This window comes from Spiroplasma endosymbiont of Danaus chrysippus, from assembly GCF_902809815.1.
Classification (GTDB): Bacteria; Bacillota_I; Bacilli_A; order Mycoplasmatales; family VBWQ01; genus Spiroplasma_E.
In genome coordinates this window covers 48,763-66,408 of sequence record NZ_CADDIL010000005.1, presented here as the reverse complement: position 1 = coordinate 66,408, position 17,646 = coordinate 48,763, and the positions used below count along the sequence as shown (strand labels likewise).

Here is a 17,646-nt window from a genome sequence, read left to right as displayed (position 1 = left end):
AACACAATTGTTTTTCGAATACATTCAAGTTTTTTTAAATTAATGGTCTAGTAAAAAGGGCTAAGTAGCAAGTAGCAAGTAGCTCTTTACAATCACTATAATTTCCAGCCTTAATTGAAATAAAAGGATGATCTAAAGCTGATTGACAATCAGCAAAATCAATCGCATTACCTTCAGCTATACCTTCAAAAGCATCAATTAATACATATTCTTGGACTAAACCTTGATTAATGGCACTGTAAATAAAACTACTACCAACAGCTCCACATCCAACAAGGACAATTTTTCGTTTTGCCATATTTACCTCCATATTTTTTGCATTTCATGTAACAGTACTTTATCCTCGGCACTATTTTAATAACTTATTTTTTAAAATAAAAGTTACAATGATATGTAATATTTTTATTATGCTTTTTATATAAGAATGTTAAAAAAATAAAAATCTAATTAACAAGGACAAAAATTTATTACATTTTTATCTTACCACTATTTTAATAAAAAAATAAAACTTATTTTTTTATTAAAATAAGTTTTATTTTTTCTTTTAAATTTTTGTTTTTCAATTAATGACAATCCCTTTTGGTCTAGTAAAAGCAAGTAACGAAGGACGAATACCTTGTACGCCAAGTCCCGAATCCTTAACACCAACAAAAGAAAAGTGATCGGGACCACGTTGTGACTGATCGTTAATATTAACACTTCCAACTTCTAATAATTTAGCAATACTCATTGCACTATTAATATTAGTAGTAAAAACAGAAGCTTGTAAACCATATTGTGAATCATTTGCAATATTAATTGCTTCTTTTACTTCATCAAAAATAATAATCGGCAACAATGGTGCAAAAGGTTCTTCTCATGCTAAATTCATTTTTGTTGTTACGTCAGTAATAATAGTTGGTCACATTAAATTTTCTTTAAATTTATTACCAATTAAACAATTGGCTCCTTTATCTAAAGCATCTTTAATTAATTTTTTAGCATTATCAACTGTTGGTTGATCAATAACAGGAGTAATATCACAATCATCTGTGGGCAAACCAACAGTTAATTTTTCAACTTTTTCTTTTAAAATTGGAATTAATTTGCTACTAATTGTTCTTTGTACTAACACTCTCTTAATAGCAGTACATCGTTGTCCTGAATAACTAAATGCACCTTTAATGATTTTGGTTGCTGTATCTTCAAGATCAGCATCATTAAGCACTATTGCTGGATCTTTACCTCCTAATTCTAAAATCAAATCAGCTTTTAAAGATTTCTGTGAAATACGATTACCAACAACAGCACTACCAGTAAAAGAAATAACGTTAATTGCTTCATTTTCAACTAAACTATCACCAATTTCACTACCTTTAACACTTATAGCATTAAAAACACCATTAGGAATGTTAACTTCTTTGGCTAATTTAGCTAAGTGTAATCCCACCAATGATCCTTGTGTTGCGGGTTTAAAAACAACACTATTACCGGTCACAAGTGCTGGAAATATTTTAGAGACTGATAAATTTATCGGATAATTAAAAGGGGAAATAGCAAGAACAATTCCTTTTGGTACGTATTCAAAAATAGCTAATTTGTTCATACTTCCTCAACTATCACCTGTATAAGATTCAGGATGAAGACGTAATGCTTCTTGTAAAGTATATTCAATATATTCAACTGTTCTATCAATTTCACTGCAAGCCGCTTTTGTGCCTTTAGCAATTTCATTGGTCATTAATTCAGCAAGTATTAATTTATCGCGAATAATTAATTGTTTTCAAGAATTTAAAAAAGAAATTCTTTTTAAAATAGGCATTTGTTCTCAATTTTTTTGAGCAAATTTTGCAGATTCATATACTTTTTTAATTTCAACTTTAGTTAAGGCAGGAACTTGACCTGCTATTTTATTAGTAGTGGGGTTGATAACTGATATTCAATTACCATTTTCATACAACTCACCATTAATTAGAGATTGATATTTAATAATATTATTTGTCATCTATACTTCCTCCTTAAATCACTACTATAATAATTATAGCATTGATATAAGTCCTATCCTATTCACTCTTAACTAAAATTATTATTTAAATTTATATTATGAAATTCAAAAAAACTAATTCTTTAAAAAAGTTCATAATTTTCAATAAAAAAGTTTATTTTAAATACCATTGTTGCTTTCTTTTGTATTAAAATTTTCTGATATTGATGATATATCAGCATCAATAACATCAGTTTTTAAATCAATCACTAAATTATTACCACCAGCAATAATATCATCAGCAACTACTTTGCCAGTTCCTTCATTTACCTTGCTAAGATTAATGTCACTTGCTTTAATCACTAATCATTTTTCTTTTTTCGTTAATATATTAATAAAAGATGTTGCTGGTGATAAGAAGGTTTTAATAATACTAATACTTTTACTTTTAGGAACTTTTATTACTTTATTGCCTTTTGTTGTTCGTGAAGTTTGTTCAATAGTATTGAATAACATTCGTTTAATTGTTCCAACTGATGTTAACATTGCATAAATATCATTACTATTACCACAAGCCATTCCTACCACTTCATCTTCTTCAGAATTAATTTTCAAAGCTTTAACACCTGTTGCAGTTTTAGTTAATAATGGAACTTTTGTTTCTAAATATTTTAAAGTCATACCCTTGCGAGTACTAATAACAATAAAATCATGACCAGTAGTACTATTAACACTAATAACACTATCGTTCTCTTTTAACTTAACATATTTGGCGGTTTTATTAAATTTAGTAGTTGCTAACTCTAAAAGTGGCATTCTTTTAATTAAACCATATCTAGTAGCGACTACTATATTTACATTTGGCTGTTCAAAACTATTAACTTGCGCAATACTAATAATTTTTTCATTTCCTTCAAGTTTACATAACGTATTAACATGAATACCATTATCTTTTCATTTATTTTCTTCTAATTTAAAAATTGGTATTAAAAAATAATTACCTTTATTTGTAAAAAATAATAAATTATTAAAATTATTGAACATTGCTCCACCAATAATAACATCATTTGGCTTACGTCCAAAATCTTGATTATCAAGATTTTGTAAAAATACTTTACTACTTATTACCTTAATTCAACCATCATAACTAATACTAACAAATACATTTTCTTGTCGCAATGTTGCTTTTTCATCAATTGTAATTTCAGAAATTTCACCTTGAATTTGTGATTTTCTTAATCCAGAAAAATGAGAATTAATTTGTTCTAACTCAGTAATAATAACTTGACGTAGTGAATTTTCATTATTAAGAATTTCTTGTAAAACAATAATTTTACTTTCAATATCTGCTTTTTCTAAAACTAATGATTGAATATCAGTAGCAGTTAAACGATATAAACGCAATTGTACAATTGCTTCTGCTTGAATATCAGTAAAATTAAAAGCTGATATTAAATTTAATTTTGCTTGCATACGGTCAGTTGATGTTCTAATAATTTTAATTACTTTATCAACTTCACTTAATGCAATAACTAAACCATTAACAATCTCTAATCTTCGTTCTAATTGTGCTAAGTCATATTGTGAACGCTTAGTAACAACATCAATTTGATGATTAATATAAAAATCTAACATATTAATTAAACTCATTTGTACTGGTTTTTTGTTAGCGATTGCTACTAAATTAAAGTTATAATAAATTTGTAAATTGGTATTTTTAAATAAATAATTTAAAATTTCTTGAGGTTTACTATCTTCTACTAAATCAATAACTATTCGTAAACCAAAACGATCCGTTTCATCACGTACTTCTTTAATACCATGAATTTTTGCTAATGTTTTAACATCATCAATTTTTTTAATCAAATCTTGTTTAATAACTTCAAATGGAATTTCGGTAATAATTATTTGTGGAATTTCACCTTCATTATTAATATGAGTTTTAGCACGAATTGCAATTCGTCCTTTACCAGAACGATAAGCTTCTTTAATACCTTTAATACCTTGAATAATTCCTCCGGTTGGAAAGTCAGGACCCTTAATAACACGCATTAATTCGCTTAAATTACATTGTGGATTATTAATTCTCATGACAATTGCATTAATTACTTCTTGTAAATTATGAGGTGGAATATTAGTTGCCATTCCAACAGCAATTCCAGAAGCACCATTTACTAATAAATTTGGAAAATAGGCAGGTAAAACTGTTGGTTCTGTTTCTGATTCATCAAAATTTTTAATTAAACTAACAGTATTTTTCTTAATATCCTTCAATAATAATTCTGAAATTAATGATAAACGCGCTTCTGTATATCGCATCGCAGCAGGATTATCACCATCAATTGAACCTTTATTACCATGCATTTGTACTAATGGTCATGCTACCTTTCACTCTTGTGCCATTCTACACATCGCAGCATAAACCGCTGTATCACCATGAGGATGATATTTACCAATTACTTCTCCAACAACACGAGCTGCTTTTTTATATGCTTTATCATTGGTTAAACCCAAATCATTCATAGCATGCAAAATTCGACGTTGAACTGGTTTCAAACCATCACGGACATCGGGCAATGCTCGTTCTAAAATAATATATTTGGCATATCGACCAAAACGTTCTGCAACAATATCATCAATAGGATAAGATAAAATTTGTTCATTATTTTGTTGAATCTCTTCTTTACTATTCATAACTTATAAACTCCTTTTTCTTAATAATCACTAGCTTCAAAAGAAATATTTTCTTCAATTCATTTTCGTCTTTTTTCTGGTTTATCACCCATTAATATTTGAATTTCTGTTTCTGCTGATAGAGCATCCTCAATAGTAATTTTAATTAATTGACGGACATTTGGATCCATAGTTGTTTCTCATAATTGTTCAGCATTCATTTCTCCTAAACCTTTATAACGTTGCAGGTCATATTTACCTTTAATTGTTTCAACTTTATCTTTTAATTCTAACTCATTTCAAACATATAAATGTTTCTCTTGCTCTTCTTCTTTAAAAGAAATTTTAAATAAAGGCGGTAATGCAATATAAATATTACCCGAAGTAATTAAATCTCGCATATAACGATAGAAAAAAGTTAGTAATAAAATTTGAATATGGGCACCATCAGTATCGGCATCAGTCATAATAATGACTTTATTATAATTACAATTTTCAATACTAAATTCGTTACCAACACCAGCACCAATCGCATTAATAATCATACTAATTTCCTCATTATTAAAAAGATCAATTACTTTAGTTTTTTCGGCATTAATTACTTTTCCTTTTAACGGTAATATCGCTTGGAACTTACGATCACGACCTGACTTGGCACTGCCACCAGCGGAATCTCCTTCCACTAAAAATAATTCATTAATATTAGGATTTTTACTTTGTGCAGGCACCAATTTACCTACTAAAAATTTTTGCGTATCTTTACTTTTATTACGCAATGATTCGCGTTCTTTTCTTAAAGCATTACGAATATCACGAGCCTTAATGGCTTTATCAATAATTTTTTTAGCAGCATCACTATTTTCGTGAAGTCAAAATGAAAATCTTTCATTAACAATATTATCAACAACAATTCTTGCTTCGGGCGTTCCTAATTTACCTTTTGTTTGACCTTCATATTGAATTAAATTTTCAGGAATACGCAATGAAACAATAGCAACCAAACCTTCTCGCAAATCATTACCTTCTAAATTTTTATCTTTTGCTTTTAATAATTCTTGTTTTCTTGCATATTCATTAATAGCTTTCGTTAAACCACTTTTAAAACCAACTAAATGACTTCCACCATCAACAGTTTTAACATTATTGGCAAACCCTACTAACGTTTCACTATAATCTTCAGTATATTGTAATACAATTTCAACATCAATATTATTTTGTTTACCTTTTAAACTAACAATTGGTGATAAATTTTTTTTATCTTTATTTAAATATTGCATGAAAGCAACTAAGCCATTTTCATAATGAAAAGTTTCTTCAGTACCTGTCCTCTTATCAATTAATTGAATACTTAAATCATTAATTAAAAAAGCACTTTCACGTAAATGTTGTTCAAATAAATGAACATTTCAATCACAACCTAGAAAAACACGATGAAAATCAGGTAAAAATTGTACCCTAGTTCCTGTTTTATAAGTGCTACCAATCATTTTTAAACTTTGATCAATCTTACCACCATTTTTAAATTTAATTTCATGAATTTTTTTATCACGATGAATAGTAACAATCATTCAATTACTTAAAGCATTTACTACTGAAGCACCAACACCATGTAAACCACCCGAGGTTTTATAACTATTAGTGTCAAATTTTCCACCAGCATGTAAAACCGTATAAATAACTTCGGGAGTACTTTTTTTTGAAGCATGCATACCAGTTGGAACACCACGACCATTGTCTTCAACAGTAACTGACTTATCAACATTAATAGTAACAACAATACTAGTACAAAAGCCAGCTAATGCTTCATCAATACCATTATCAACAATTTCTCAAACTAGATGATGAAGACCACGATTATCAGTAGAACCAATATACATTCCAGGTCTTTTTCTAACTGCTTCTAGACCTTCTAAAATTTGAATTGATGATTCATTATAAACACTGCTTTTTGGTTTATTTGCCATGAAAAAAACTCCTTACTACAATTTATTTCATTTTCATTTTATCATATATTTATTTATTTAAAGATAATGTCGATAAAATAACTAAATCAATTTTATAATTTAAAGTTAAGAGTTTCTAAACAAAATTTAATATAATACATTTAAAATAAATATTTATCTAATAATTTTAATTATTAATAAAACAGTTATAAAATAAATATAAAAAAACTATTAACTTTTAATTAATTTAAAAGTTAATATTTGAATCATAAAAAAAATAAATATAATAATCTTATAAAGATTATAGAATTTTATCGCTTACTTATTTTAATATTTACAAAGTAAATGGGTTTTTATTGTTAAAGGAGTAAAAAAATGAATGACGATTTAAATGAAAAATTAATAAATAATGCTTGAAATGGTGATTTAGATACAATTCAAATTTTACTGACAAATAATAGTGCTGATGTTAATTATTTAACTATAAATAATTTTAGTGCTTTAACACTAGCCGACTGAAATGGACACCTAGATGTAGTTAAAACTTTACTAGAAAATGGTGCTAATATCAATCATGCTAATATATTTGGTAATACTGCTTTATTATTAGCTGCTGAAAATAATCATATTGAAATAGTTAATACACTAATAGAAAATAACGCTAATATTAATCATGAAAATAATGGTAATGAAACTGCTTTAACACTAGCTGCTAAAAATGGACACTTAAATATCGTTAATAGTTTAATAATGCAACATAATATTAATATTGATCATTCTAATAATTTTAATAATACTGCTTTAACACTAGCTGCTAAAAATGGACACTTAAATATCGTTAATGTATTAATAACACATAATGCCAATGTTAATCATATAAATGAAGATAATGATGAAACCGCTTTAATCTTAGCCGCCAGAAACGGACACCATGAAATCATTAATCTCTTAATCGATAATTTTGCTAATATTAATCATGAAAATCGTTATGGTGATACAACTTTAATATGAGCCGTTAGAAACGGACACTTAAATATTGTTAATAGTTTAATAATGCAACATAATATTAATATTAATCATGAAAATATAGAAGGTTACACTGCTTTCAAGTAAGCCGCCAGAAACGGATATTTAGATATATCTAATGTTATAATAGCGCATAATGCTAATGTTGATCATACAAATCAAATAAATAATAATGCTTTAATATGAAGCGCGCGAAATGGCTATCTAAATATAGTTAATAGTTTAATAGTACATAATACCAATATTAATTATGTGAATGAAAAAGGTGATACAGCTTTAATATGAAGTACTTGAAAAGGCTATTTGGAAATAGTTAACACTTTACTAACAAAAAATGTTAATGTTAATTATTCAGATCAATCTGGTTACAGTCCTTTAATGATAGCTGCTAAAAATGGACATTTGGATATAGTTAAAACTTTATTAGCACATAATAATGCTAATATTGATGATGTAGATGTAAATGGTAATACTGCTTTATTATTTGCAACCAAATATAATCATTGACAGATAAAAAAGATAATCATGCAAGTAAATCAACTAAATCAACTAAAAGCAGCAAATTTAATAAATTTAATAAATGCTAAAGAAATGATACTAAACATTAATAATGTTTTAAATGAACAACTAAAAAAAACTAATGAAATAAAAGATAATCAAAATGATAATGAAATTTGAAAAAATAATCAAGAAGAAATTATTGAAATGATTGATAACTATGAACATAATTTAAATCAAAAACTTAAAAATATTAATTCAGAACTTAATAATCATTCTCTAAAAAAAAAGATTTTATTAATATTATCAAGTTTGGAAAAGAAAATTATTCATTATTACATATAGCAGTATTAAATGATTGACAAAAATTAGTAACTTATTTAATAAATGAATGACCAGTTGATATTGATTATAAAGATAATTCAGGAAATTCGGCATGAAATCATGCTTGTATGTTATTACAATCAAAAAATACTTTAACTACTAAAAAAGAACATCAATTAACTTATAAAAATAAACTATTTATAAAACAATTAATTCCTTCATCTCCAAATTGAAATCTAATTGAAAAAAAAAGAAATTAATAAAAATGCCAGTGAAAATAGAAAAAAATTATTGACTATTATATGCCAAAAGATAAAAATAGTATTGAAAGTTGAGAACATATTAGTAGTATCGATTTACAAATGCAAAATTCTTTCACAAACGAAAGCAACACCTTAAAATTTTCAATATCTTAAAACATTAAGATATTTTTTATCTAATTTTTCATATTTTTACATTAGTAACTTAAATAAATATCTTATTTACATTATTATTTATTTCTTAATAATATATTATTCAAAACTATGTAATTCTTTTCATAGTTTTTCTAAAATTACTTTTGATTTAACTAATGATGAAAGTTCTGTTTTTGTAGCATTTTGCAATAATTGTCAAGTTGGAAATTGCTGTAATATTTTATTTTGTAATTGTAAACCAATTCCTGGTACTGATGATAAAACACTATTTATCATTGATTGACTTCGTTTTGTTTTATGATATTTAATTGCATAATTATGAACTTGATCTTGTAATTTACTCAAAAATAAAAAACAAGCATCAGTTTTAGGAATGTTAATAATTTGCATTTTATCATTTATAATTTTATCAGTTTGATGTTTTTTATTTTTAACTAATCCAATAATAGGAATTGTTAAGTTTAATAATGTTAGTTGTTCTAATGTAGCACTAATTTGTGGTTTTCCACCATCAACAATAATTAAATCAGGAAGTGACAATTTATTAATAACTAAGTGATGATATCTACGATAAATCATTTCACAAAAACGATGATAATCATCAATAATTTTTGGATCTAATAAAAATTTACGATAATCATTAAAACTAGGATTACCATTCTTATAAACAATCATACCACCAACACTAGCACTTTGTTGAAGATTAGAAACATCAAAAACCTCTAAATGATTTAAATTAGGAATTTTTAATCATTGTGATAATACTTTCATCATATTTAACGGTGCATTAAACTGATTAGTTTGTAAATAATTATTTCATGCATAAATGGCATTGGTTTTTGCCAATGTTAAAATATGTTCTTTTGTTCCTTTAATTGGATTAATAAATTTTATTTGTGGAAATAATAATTTTAATTGTTTTAAATCAATATTTGATGGTAAATATATTTCATTTGGTAATGTATTTTTACTATATAGTTGTTGACAATAATTACGAATTAAATCTTGAATTTCTAAGTAATTATTTTGAACTATTTGTTCATCTTTAGCTTGCAATTTACCATTACGATAAAATAAAGTAATTAAAACAACCATTTCATCTTCAATTAAAAAATTAATAAAATCGCGATTTCCATAATCTTGAAACTCAACAACTTGTTGTGATAAAAATAAATCTATTTTTGATAACAAAATTTTAATACGATTAGCATTTTCAAATTGTAAGTTTTCAACACTAATATTCATATTATTAATTAATATTTTTTTAACAGCAGTAACATTCCCTTTGAAAAATTGATCAATTTTACTAATCATATCTTCATAATAAGTAATAGGTACTGATTTAAAACAAGCGCCAGAACATTGCTGTAAATGATAATATAAACAAGGTTTACCAAGATTACCAGCACATTTTCGTAATGGAAAAATTCGTTCCAATAACTTTAAAATTTCACGCGCACCAGTACCATCGGGAAATGGTCCATAATAATGTCCCTCTTTTTTAGTAGCACTACGTACATAACGATATTGTGGATCACGATTATTAGTGATTTGAATATAAGGATATTTTTTATCATCTGCTAACAAAATATTATATTTAGGATGATGTTTTTTAATCAATGTTTGTTCTAAAATTAAAGCCTCTTTTTCATTAGATGTCGTAATGTATTCAACATCATGAATATCATTAACTAATAACATTGTTTTAAAATTACTGGCTTTATTTAAATATGAAGTTACTCGTTTTTTTAATGAATTAGCTTTACCAACATAAATCAAATTATTATGTATATCTTTAAATAAATAACATCCAGCAATATTAGGTAAAAGTTTAATTTTCATTTGTAGTAAAGATTTTTCTGCCATTAGTTCACCTAAATTTATTAACAAATTAAAAGATACTTTGATTTTAACATTAATATAATGTTTTATCCTAAAGTAAACTCTTAATTTTATTCATTATTAATTACTTATGATTCGTTATTAATAATAGTTTCGTTATCATTAAGAATTTCACGATTTAAAATACTATCTTCTAAACTTTTTTTAACTACCAGAGTACCTTTGCTATTACTCATTACATCTTTTTGTTTTTCAGGGTCAATTTTACCAAAAGGAGTTAAATAACTATTTTCATTAAAATAAACAATAGGTGAAGAAGGTTTATTGATAATGTCACTATTATCATTTTGTTTTATTTCATTTTGTTTTATTTCTGCTTTTTTTACTGGTGATATAGGTGGTTCTTTCTTTGATTCCTTATTGAAACTATTTTCTTTTCTAAAAGATTTTTTAACTTGTTTATCAATTAATAATTTTTCTTTTTTTAACTTAATATGTTTTTGTTTTAAATCAGTATTTATTTTATTTTTTTGCTTTTTATTTTTATTATTAATAATAATTTGTTTAATAATTTGTTTCATTTTGCTAAAGAAAATAAAAGGTTTATTAAAAATAAATAAACAAGTTAAAGAAAAAATACTAATAAAGTTTGCAATTAAATTAGTAACAAAAAAACCATAATTAAAAATACCTATTAAAACATTACTAATAATGCCACCAGTAGCATATGCTGGAAAAAAGGTTTCAACACTAAAATCTTTAAAAGAAATTGGTGAAGCAAAAAAACCTAGATAATTATTTATAGCATTTGTATTTCATCATGTTTTAACGTATATTTCACTAATATTTAATAGGTTTAAATTATAATAACTAGTTCATAAATTATTCTTTCCTAAAATTATTAAAGTTAAAGTTTGTGTTGTCCAACAACTAATCACTAAAAATAAAAAATAAACAAAAATATACTTCAATTTAAATTGCATGCGATAACCAAAAGCTAAAGGAATAATCATTAAAAAAAGAAAGAAATAAACAGCATATTTCATTCATCCAAATAAAAAAGAAAAAAGAAAATCATCAAGTACTTTACCAATTATTGAAAATCTAGTTAAACTAACTATTAGAAAAAAGAAGATTACTAATAAGAAAAAAAGTAACCCAACTTCATCACCACGAGATTGAGATTTTGATATTTTAATGCCATTTTTAATCATAAGAACATCACCTCTTAACATTCTCCACAAAATAACTTATAAAAATAGTATAACATAATTGATATATGTAATATCTTTCTATAATCGATTTTTGATTTATTATTGCAAAAAAACATTTATATAAAAAATAACAGTTAAGTAATATCTTTTAATTGCTGTTCTAATTCTTCTTTAAAACATTTTGGACAATTTAATGTTGATAAATTTTTTTTAATACTTTTGTCATAAAAAACGCTGGTTAGCCCTAAATACTGGACCACTTTTGGATAGACAGTTTTAAATTTTTATTTGTGAAATTGGTGGTTTTAGAAATTTAGAATGTATTCTTTCGTAATTATAAAACATAATATATTGGTTTACATCATTTATAGCTTCATTGAGAGAAAAATATTGATTTGAACCTTTAGGTAGTCATTCTTGAGATAAATGAGAAAATCAGTTTTCAGATATTACATTGCCACCAATATCATAAGGTTGTTTTTTGCTTAAAATTATTTGCTTATCAGCAGCTCAATTTGTGATGTCTTGACAATAAAATTCGTTGGCGTTATCTGAGTGTAAAATAACGTTTTTTACTTGGTTTCAAGAGAATTGTTGATTTATTTTTTCAAGTGCAGGAAGGATTAAATCTTGATAGGATTTGTTTGAACATGTATTATAGCTTACAATATTATTTGAATAAAAATCAATAATTACAAAAAGATATAATCAACCTTCTTTAGTATTTATTTGTTTAGTGTCCATTGATCAAATTTGATTTGAAGAGGTTGTACTTTTATAATCTTTGTTTACTTTATCCATTGTAGGTATTCACTTATTTGGATTTTTTTTGTTTTTAGGATAGTTATTTTTAGTTTGTTTTAATCCTTGAAGATTGTGATCTTTCATAATTTTTCGCATTTGTTTTGTTGATAATTCTAGATTTAAAATAATATGTTTGTATTGTTTTAATCATTCTTTAAATGCTGAAAAAATTCGTAAATAGCCATAAATTTGTCCTTTTCTTGTAAAATGAAATTCAAGTAAAAGTTGGCATAATTCTTGATATTTATGTGTACAATTACTAATTTGATTTTTTTCTTTTTTAATAGGGTTTTGTTTGTTTTTTACAAAATAATATGTTGATCGGTTTAGTTGAAGATGTTGGCAAAGATATCTAATTGAATATTGGTTTTTGCTATCATCAATAATTTGAATTTTTTGTTTGATATTTAACTTGTTAATTACTAATGCTATTTGTTTAATTTTATCCATTATTAAAAATCCTTTCATGTCAAAATTAGTGTTAATTGTATAACACAATTGTTTTTCGAATACATTCAAGTTTTTTTAAATTAATGGTCTAGTAAAAAGGGCTAAGTAGCAAGTAGCTTACTTAAATTTCATACTCATTGTTCTCCTGATTTTAAATTTTTTAAAAAAATAAATCATTCTTCTTGTTTATATTTATTTTTACAATAATGACAATAGAAAAAATCTGTAATTTCATACCTTGATATTAAAAAAGATATTTCATATAAATAATTACTATAATGTTCTATAAATTGGTTTAATAACTCTTTAGAATTATTTCTTATTTCAATATCTTTAAAACCTTGTATTCATTTGGTTTCATTATCTATAATTTTCAATTCTTTTGTTCAATATTTATTTTTTCAAAATATTTATATTCAAAAATTTTATATTTTTCAAATGCATAATCTAGTAATCTTGCTATATCTAAATATTTATTATCTTTTTTATTTTTTATTTGAAAATATATAGTAAAACTTAAAGTTCCTAAAACACCTATTGCAGATAAAACACTTATACAAATCTGAATAATTGATAAAGGGGCGGTTGTCAAATTTACGAAATAATTAATTATTATATTAGTAACTTATTTCCAAAAATGAATTATTTGAAAAATAATGAAAAATTAGACAAAATTACTCTCTTTAACCCTTAAATTTAATATTCGACGTATTTTAAAAAAAATAAAAGATACATTTTGTAAGTTAAATTAAAATTATTATCAAGGAAAAAGACAAGAAATAATCTTGTCTTTTTTTGTAATTGTAAAATTTTAAAATTTTTAATAAACCTCTTTAACGCTATTATCAACACGTGTTAGGGAATTAAAATAGTGAACTACAACACAGTTGTTAAAAATAGTAGCTAGAACATGTGGACTTGCATGAATAAATAAAAAGTAGATGATGCCTAATAAAATATACTAACCAGTAATGGTAATTCTTGGGGTGGGAGCGAATTGGAAACTAGTATATATAGACCCTTGGGGGAACCAACTATTATTCTTTATTTAACCAACCTTGCCACTCCCCAGTGAGCAAGTGTTGGTTTTATTTTTTATTTTCTCGCCCAGAATTTCTGGAATGAATAAAACGAATAGTAGTATTATTAATAATTTAAAAATCAAAATATATGTTCTTTATGCTAGAAGCAACAGAACATATTAGGAAAGGATTATTATGCAAATAGAATTTAAAAAAGAACAAATTGTTAAAGATAAACCACAATCTATTCTTATTGATTATGTTGAATATAAATTATCGCTTCCAAAATGAATGATTAAAAATAATTCTTTTATTGTTGATAACAGTTACACATATTGAGTTTTTAATTTAGAAAATATTAAAAGAGAATTAAGTGGTAATGAATTAATAAAATTATTAGAACCATATATTAAAGACCAAAAAATAACTGTTAATAAACAAGAAACACCCAAAGAATATTATCTTAATGATATAAAACTTGAACCATTAACATTTTATGAACAGCATAATAGTTGATTTATGGGTGAAATAACAGATAACAAAACTAAAATTACTAATCCTTGTTTTAAATATAACATTACATGAGAAGAAAACAGAAAAGGCTTTAAAATAAATAATCCATATAAACATGATGATTTACCAATTAATTATATAGTTACTTCTTATAAGGAAATTTCAACTCATAATGAAAAAGTATTTTTGTTGAACATGTAAACAAAATAAATTAGATTATTTATTCTTTAATACTAATGATATAAAAGCAAGAAAATATTTTTTAAGAGATAAAAATAGTAAAGCAATTTGTTATGACTGTATTTTAAATATTAGGTTAAGTAGGAGCTATAAATATGGATAAAGAATATTTAACTAAAAGAGGAACGATTTGCATACCGGATAGTAATGATATTGAATTTAAAATAGGACTAATTAAACTGATTGATGATTTAAAAAAAGATAATTTAGTTTGTGGTAATAAAGAATTTATTGAAGAATGTAAATATTGTTGATGTAATTGTGATTTAGAAATTATTAAAACAGTTATTAGAAGTTAAGTAGGAGTTATAAATATGGATAAACAAAAACCATTTTCTTATAAAGACCAAGAAAATATTAATGAATATAATAAAAAACGTAATCAAGAAATAACAAAAGAACATTTATATAATATAGAAAAATTAAGAGAAGAGTTTAAACAAAAAGTAATTAATCAATATAAGGAAAATTTAATTAATTATCTTGAAAATGAATTTATGGAATTACTTAAAGATGATATTAGTGATGTAATTAAAATTGATATTACTAATTGAAAACTTAAATTAATAATGAAATTACAAGAAAAAATTCAAAATGGTGACTTTGAATAAGGGAATGTTTAGTAATCTGTGTGACTTACAAAAATAACTATGTTTAATTAATTCTAGTAAATATAATTTATATATCTAGAAAGAGTGAGTTACAGATGGCTAAAAAAGATAATCTTAATAACAATGATCCAATATCAAAAGCAGTAGATTTATTATTAGAAAATACTGAGGATTTAACAACAGTTTTTAAAGAGGGAGGCTTATATAAAGAATTAACTAAACGATTGGTAGAAAAAATGTTGAATTCTGAGATGCAAAATTATTTAGGACACGAAAGAAATCAACGCAGTAATAATGACAATGTTCGTAATGGTACAACATCAAAAAAATTAATAACTCAACAAGGTAAAATTGAAATTGATGTACCAAGAGATCGTAATAGTAATTTTGAACCAGTAATAATCACAAAAAGACAGAGAAGATTTGATGGTTTTGATCAACAAGTTCTTTCACTATATGCAAAAGGTATGACTTTATCAGATATTAGAATGCAGTTGCAAGAGTTATATGATGGCGCAGATATTAGCGAAAGCGTAATTAGTCAAATTACTGATGATGTCATTGATGATGTCAAAGCATGGCAAAATCGTCCATTAGATAGTGTTTATCCAATCATTTATTTTGATTGTATCGTAGTTAAAGTACGTCAGGATAAACGTATTATTAACAAATCAGTTTATATAGCTTTAGGAGTTGATTTAGAAGGTAAAAAAGATGTTTTAGGTTTATGAATTAGTGAAAATGAAGGTGCTAAATTCTGATTAAATAATTTTACAGAAATGAAAAATCGAGGCTTAAATGATATTCTTATTGCTTGTAGTGATAATTTAACAGGCATGTCAGAGGCAATACAATCAGTTTATCCTAAAACTGAACATCAATTATGCATAGTTCATCAAATTAGAAATAGCTTAAAATATGTTTCATACAAACATCGAAAGTCTCTAGTTATCGATTTAAAGCCAATTTATACAGCATGTAGTGAAGAACAAGCAATGCAAGCTTTAGAATCATTTGAAAGTAAATGAAATAAACAATATCCACAAATTGCTAAATCTTGATATAAAAATTGAGAAAATTTAATGGTTTTTATTAGTTATCCAGCAGAAATTAAAAGGGTAATTTATACTACAAATGCTATTGAATCTGTTAATAGCCAATTACGAAAAGTTATTAGAAATAAAAAAGTTTTTCCTAATGATATGGCAGTTTTTAAAATTTTTTACTTAGCAATTGAAAATATCACAAAAAAATGAACATTGCCTATTCAAAATTGAAATACAGCAATTGCTCATTTTATGATAAAATTTGAAGACAGAATTAATCTGAACTAGTACTTTGTAAAACAAAGAAACACAGATTACTAAAAAGCCTCTTGAATAATGCAATATGACTTAATTATTGGAATTGACCCCGCTGGAATTGGTAATAATGGAATTGTTATATATTCAAATGAAACTAATAATATTGTTTTTAATGAAAGATTCAAAACTAAAACAGTTTTAGAAAGTAAAAATTTGTATAAAAAATACTTTTTATTAATTAAAAAACATTCTGACAATAAAAAAATACTAGTTATTGTAGAAAATTTCTTTTTAAATTCAAAACAATTATTAACTAATCCATTAGCAACTCCTAAAATTATTGGTGCATTAATGGTATTAGTAGAAGACGTTATGAATTGAGATTTTCAAGAAAGCGAACCAAAAAATAAAACTAAAATAGAAAATTATAAAGGAAATATAAAATTTACAAAACATGAACATGATGCATATAAGCATATTCAATACTATTTAAGGAATTATAAAAATGAAAGATAAAGCCAATTATGTCAAATTAACAGTAAAACTGAGTAACACTATTGAAGCAAAATGTTACGAAAAAGGTAATAAAGGATTATATTATAGTGTTCGTGGTCAATGAAATGGATTAAACTATGTTACTTTAATTTTTAACAACCCAAAATTTTATAATCGATGTATTTTATTAAACAAAAACGATGAAATTATTGTAACTGGTCAAATTTTTAATACTTTAAATATTCCTAAAAATCGTGCATTTTGTTCAATCAATGTTAAATGATTTAAAAAATGAAAAGAGTAAAAAA

18 protein-coding genes and 1 pseudogene are annotated in these 17,646 nt (G+C 24.8%); 9 read left to right on the top strand and 10 right to left on the bottom strand.

Annotated elements, in window-relative coordinates:
• Nucleotides 1-82 precede the first annotated feature (82 nt).
• From SPIRDC1_RS06940 to parE, 4 genes and pseudogenes are all read right to left on the bottom strand, one after another.
• Nucleotides 83-298 (bottom strand): annotated as a pseudogene (locus tag SPIRDC1_RS06940) (lactate/malate family dehydrogenase); the annotation flags it as partial.
• Nucleotides 299-544: 246 nt separating this feature from the next.
• The gene (locus SPIRDC1_RS06935) at nucleotides 545-1,984 is read right to left on the bottom strand and encodes an NADP-dependent glyceraldehyde-3-phosphate dehydrogenase (protein WP_199188869.1); all 1,440 of its coding nucleotides are present in this window, start codon (nucleotides 1,982-1,984) and stop codon (nucleotides 545-547) included.
• A 159-nt stretch (nucleotides 1,985-2,143) separates the two neighbouring features.
• On the bottom strand, nucleotides 2,144-4,657 hold the full coding sequence (gene parC, locus SPIRDC1_RS06930; protein ID WP_174481162.1) for a DNA topoisomerase IV subunit A: 2,514 nt from the start codon (nucleotides 4,655-4,657) through the stop codon (nucleotides 2,144-2,146).
• Between the two features lie 20 nt (nucleotides 4,658-4,677).
• A complete protein-coding gene (gene parE / locus SPIRDC1_RS06925) occupies nucleotides 4,678-6,600 on the bottom strand; it encodes a DNA topoisomerase IV subunit B (RefSeq protein WP_174481161.1) in 1,923 nt (640 codons plus the stop codon).
• Between the two features lie 354 nt (nucleotides 6,601-6,954).
• On the opposite strand from parE, the gene SPIRDC1_RS06920 reads away from it, so the two are divergent.
• The 3 genes from SPIRDC1_RS06920 (at nucleotide 6,955) to SPIRDC1_RS10345 (ending at nucleotide 8,687) form a co-directional block, all read left to right on the top strand.
• A complete protein-coding gene (locus tag SPIRDC1_RS06920; protein ID WP_174481160.1) occupies nucleotides 6,955-7,692 on the top strand; it encodes an ankyrin repeat domain-containing protein in 738 nt (245 codons plus the stop codon).
• Nucleotides 7,693-7,857: 165 nt separating this feature from the next.
• Nucleotides 7,858-8,448 carry an ankyrin repeat domain-containing protein gene (locus SPIRDC1_RS06915; protein WP_174481159.1) on the top strand — a complete coding sequence of 197 codons (591 nt, stop codon included), beginning with the start codon at nucleotides 7,858-7,860 and terminating at the stop codon, nucleotides 8,446-8,448.
• Between the two features lie 107 nt (nucleotides 8,449-8,555).
• On the top strand, nucleotides 8,556-8,687 hold the full coding sequence (locus SPIRDC1_RS10345) for a hypothetical protein (RefSeq protein ID WP_255495963.1): 132 nt from the start codon (nucleotides 8,556-8,558) through the stop codon (nucleotides 8,685-8,687).
• A gap of 252 nt (nucleotides 8,688-8,939) precedes the next feature.
• Here SPIRDC1_RS10345 and uvrC read toward each other — a convergent pair whose 3' ends face one another.
• From uvrC to SPIRDC1_RS06890, 6 genes are all read right to left on the bottom strand, one after another.
• Nucleotides 8,940-10,709, bottom strand: coding sequence for an excinuclease ABC subunit UvrC (gene uvrC / locus SPIRDC1_RS06910; RefSeq protein WP_174481158.1), 1,770 nt, complete (start codon nucleotides 10,707-10,709; stop codon nucleotides 8,940-8,942).
• A gap of 104 nt (nucleotides 10,710-10,813) precedes the next feature.
• Nucleotides 10,814-11,899, bottom strand: coding sequence for a hypothetical protein (locus SPIRDC1_RS06905; RefSeq protein ID WP_174481157.1), 1,086 nt, complete (start codon nucleotides 11,897-11,899; stop codon nucleotides 10,814-10,816).
• 134 nt (nucleotides 11,900-12,033) lie between these two features.
• Nucleotides 12,034-12,159 (bottom strand): hypothetical protein, encoded by a 126-nt coding sequence (locus SPIRDC1_RS10340; RefSeq protein WP_255495958.1) that lies wholly within the window; start codon nucleotides 12,157-12,159, stop codon nucleotides 12,034-12,036.
• 16 nt (nucleotides 12,160-12,175) lie between these two features.
• Nucleotides 12,176-13,171 carry an IS3 family transposase gene (locus SPIRDC1_RS06900; RefSeq protein WP_174479968.1) on the bottom strand — a complete coding sequence of 332 codons (996 nt, stop codon included), beginning with the start codon at nucleotides 13,169-13,171 and terminating at the stop codon, nucleotides 12,176-12,178.
• A gap of 83 nt (nucleotides 13,172-13,254) precedes the next feature.
• Nucleotides 13,255-13,530: a hypothetical protein gene (locus SPIRDC1_RS06895; protein ID WP_174481156.1), complete on the bottom strand. Its 276-nt coding sequence runs from the start codon at nucleotides 13,528-13,530 to the stop codon at nucleotides 13,255-13,257.
• The gene (locus tag SPIRDC1_RS06890) at nucleotides 13,518-13,745 is read right to left on the bottom strand and encodes a hypothetical protein (protein ID WP_174481155.1); all 228 of its coding nucleotides are present in this window, start codon (nucleotides 13,743-13,745) and stop codon (nucleotides 13,518-13,520) included. The genes SPIRDC1_RS06895 and SPIRDC1_RS06890 overlap by 13 nt, the downstream gene beginning before the upstream one ends.
• A 625-nt stretch (nucleotides 13,746-14,370) precedes the next feature.
• On the opposite strand from SPIRDC1_RS06890, the gene SPIRDC1_RS06885 reads away from it, so the two are divergent.
• The 6 genes from SPIRDC1_RS06885 to SPIRDC1_RS06860 all read left to right on the top strand — a co-directional run bounded on the left by SPIRDC1_RS06885 (nucleotide 14,371) and on the right by SPIRDC1_RS06860 (nucleotide 17,642).
• Nucleotides 14,371-14,889 (top strand): hypothetical protein, encoded by a 519-nt coding sequence (locus SPIRDC1_RS06885; RefSeq protein WP_174481154.1) that lies wholly within the window; start codon nucleotides 14,371-14,373, stop codon nucleotides 14,887-14,889.
• 134 nt (nucleotides 14,890-15,023) lie between these two features.
• Nucleotides 15,024-15,227, top strand: a complete 204-nt coding sequence (locus SPIRDC1_RS06880; RefSeq protein ID WP_174481153.1) for a hypothetical protein — start codon at nucleotides 15,024-15,026, stop codon at nucleotides 15,225-15,227.
• 15 nt (nucleotides 15,228-15,242) lie between these two features.
• Nucleotides 15,243-15,539, top strand: a complete 297-nt coding sequence (locus tag SPIRDC1_RS06875) for a hypothetical protein (protein ID WP_174481152.1) — start codon at nucleotides 15,243-15,245, stop codon at nucleotides 15,537-15,539.
• A 95-nt stretch (nucleotides 15,540-15,634) separates the two neighbouring features.
• Nucleotides 15,635-16,873: an IS256 family transposase gene (locus tag SPIRDC1_RS06870; protein WP_174479940.1), complete on the top strand. Its 1,239-nt coding sequence runs from the start codon at nucleotides 15,635-15,637 to the stop codon at nucleotides 16,871-16,873.
• A gap of 48 nt (nucleotides 16,874-16,921) precedes the next feature.
• On the top strand, nucleotides 16,922-17,359 hold the full coding sequence (locus SPIRDC1_RS06865; protein WP_174481151.1) for a hypothetical protein: 438 nt from the start codon (nucleotides 16,922-16,924) through the stop codon (nucleotides 17,357-17,359).
• The gene (locus SPIRDC1_RS06860; protein ID WP_174481150.1) at nucleotides 17,349-17,642 is read left to right on the top strand and encodes a hypothetical protein; all 294 of its coding nucleotides are present in this window, start codon (nucleotides 17,349-17,351) and stop codon (nucleotides 17,640-17,642) included. The genes SPIRDC1_RS06865 and SPIRDC1_RS06860 overlap by 11 nt, the downstream gene beginning before the upstream one ends.
• Nucleotides 17,643-17,646 lie beyond the last annotated feature (4 nt).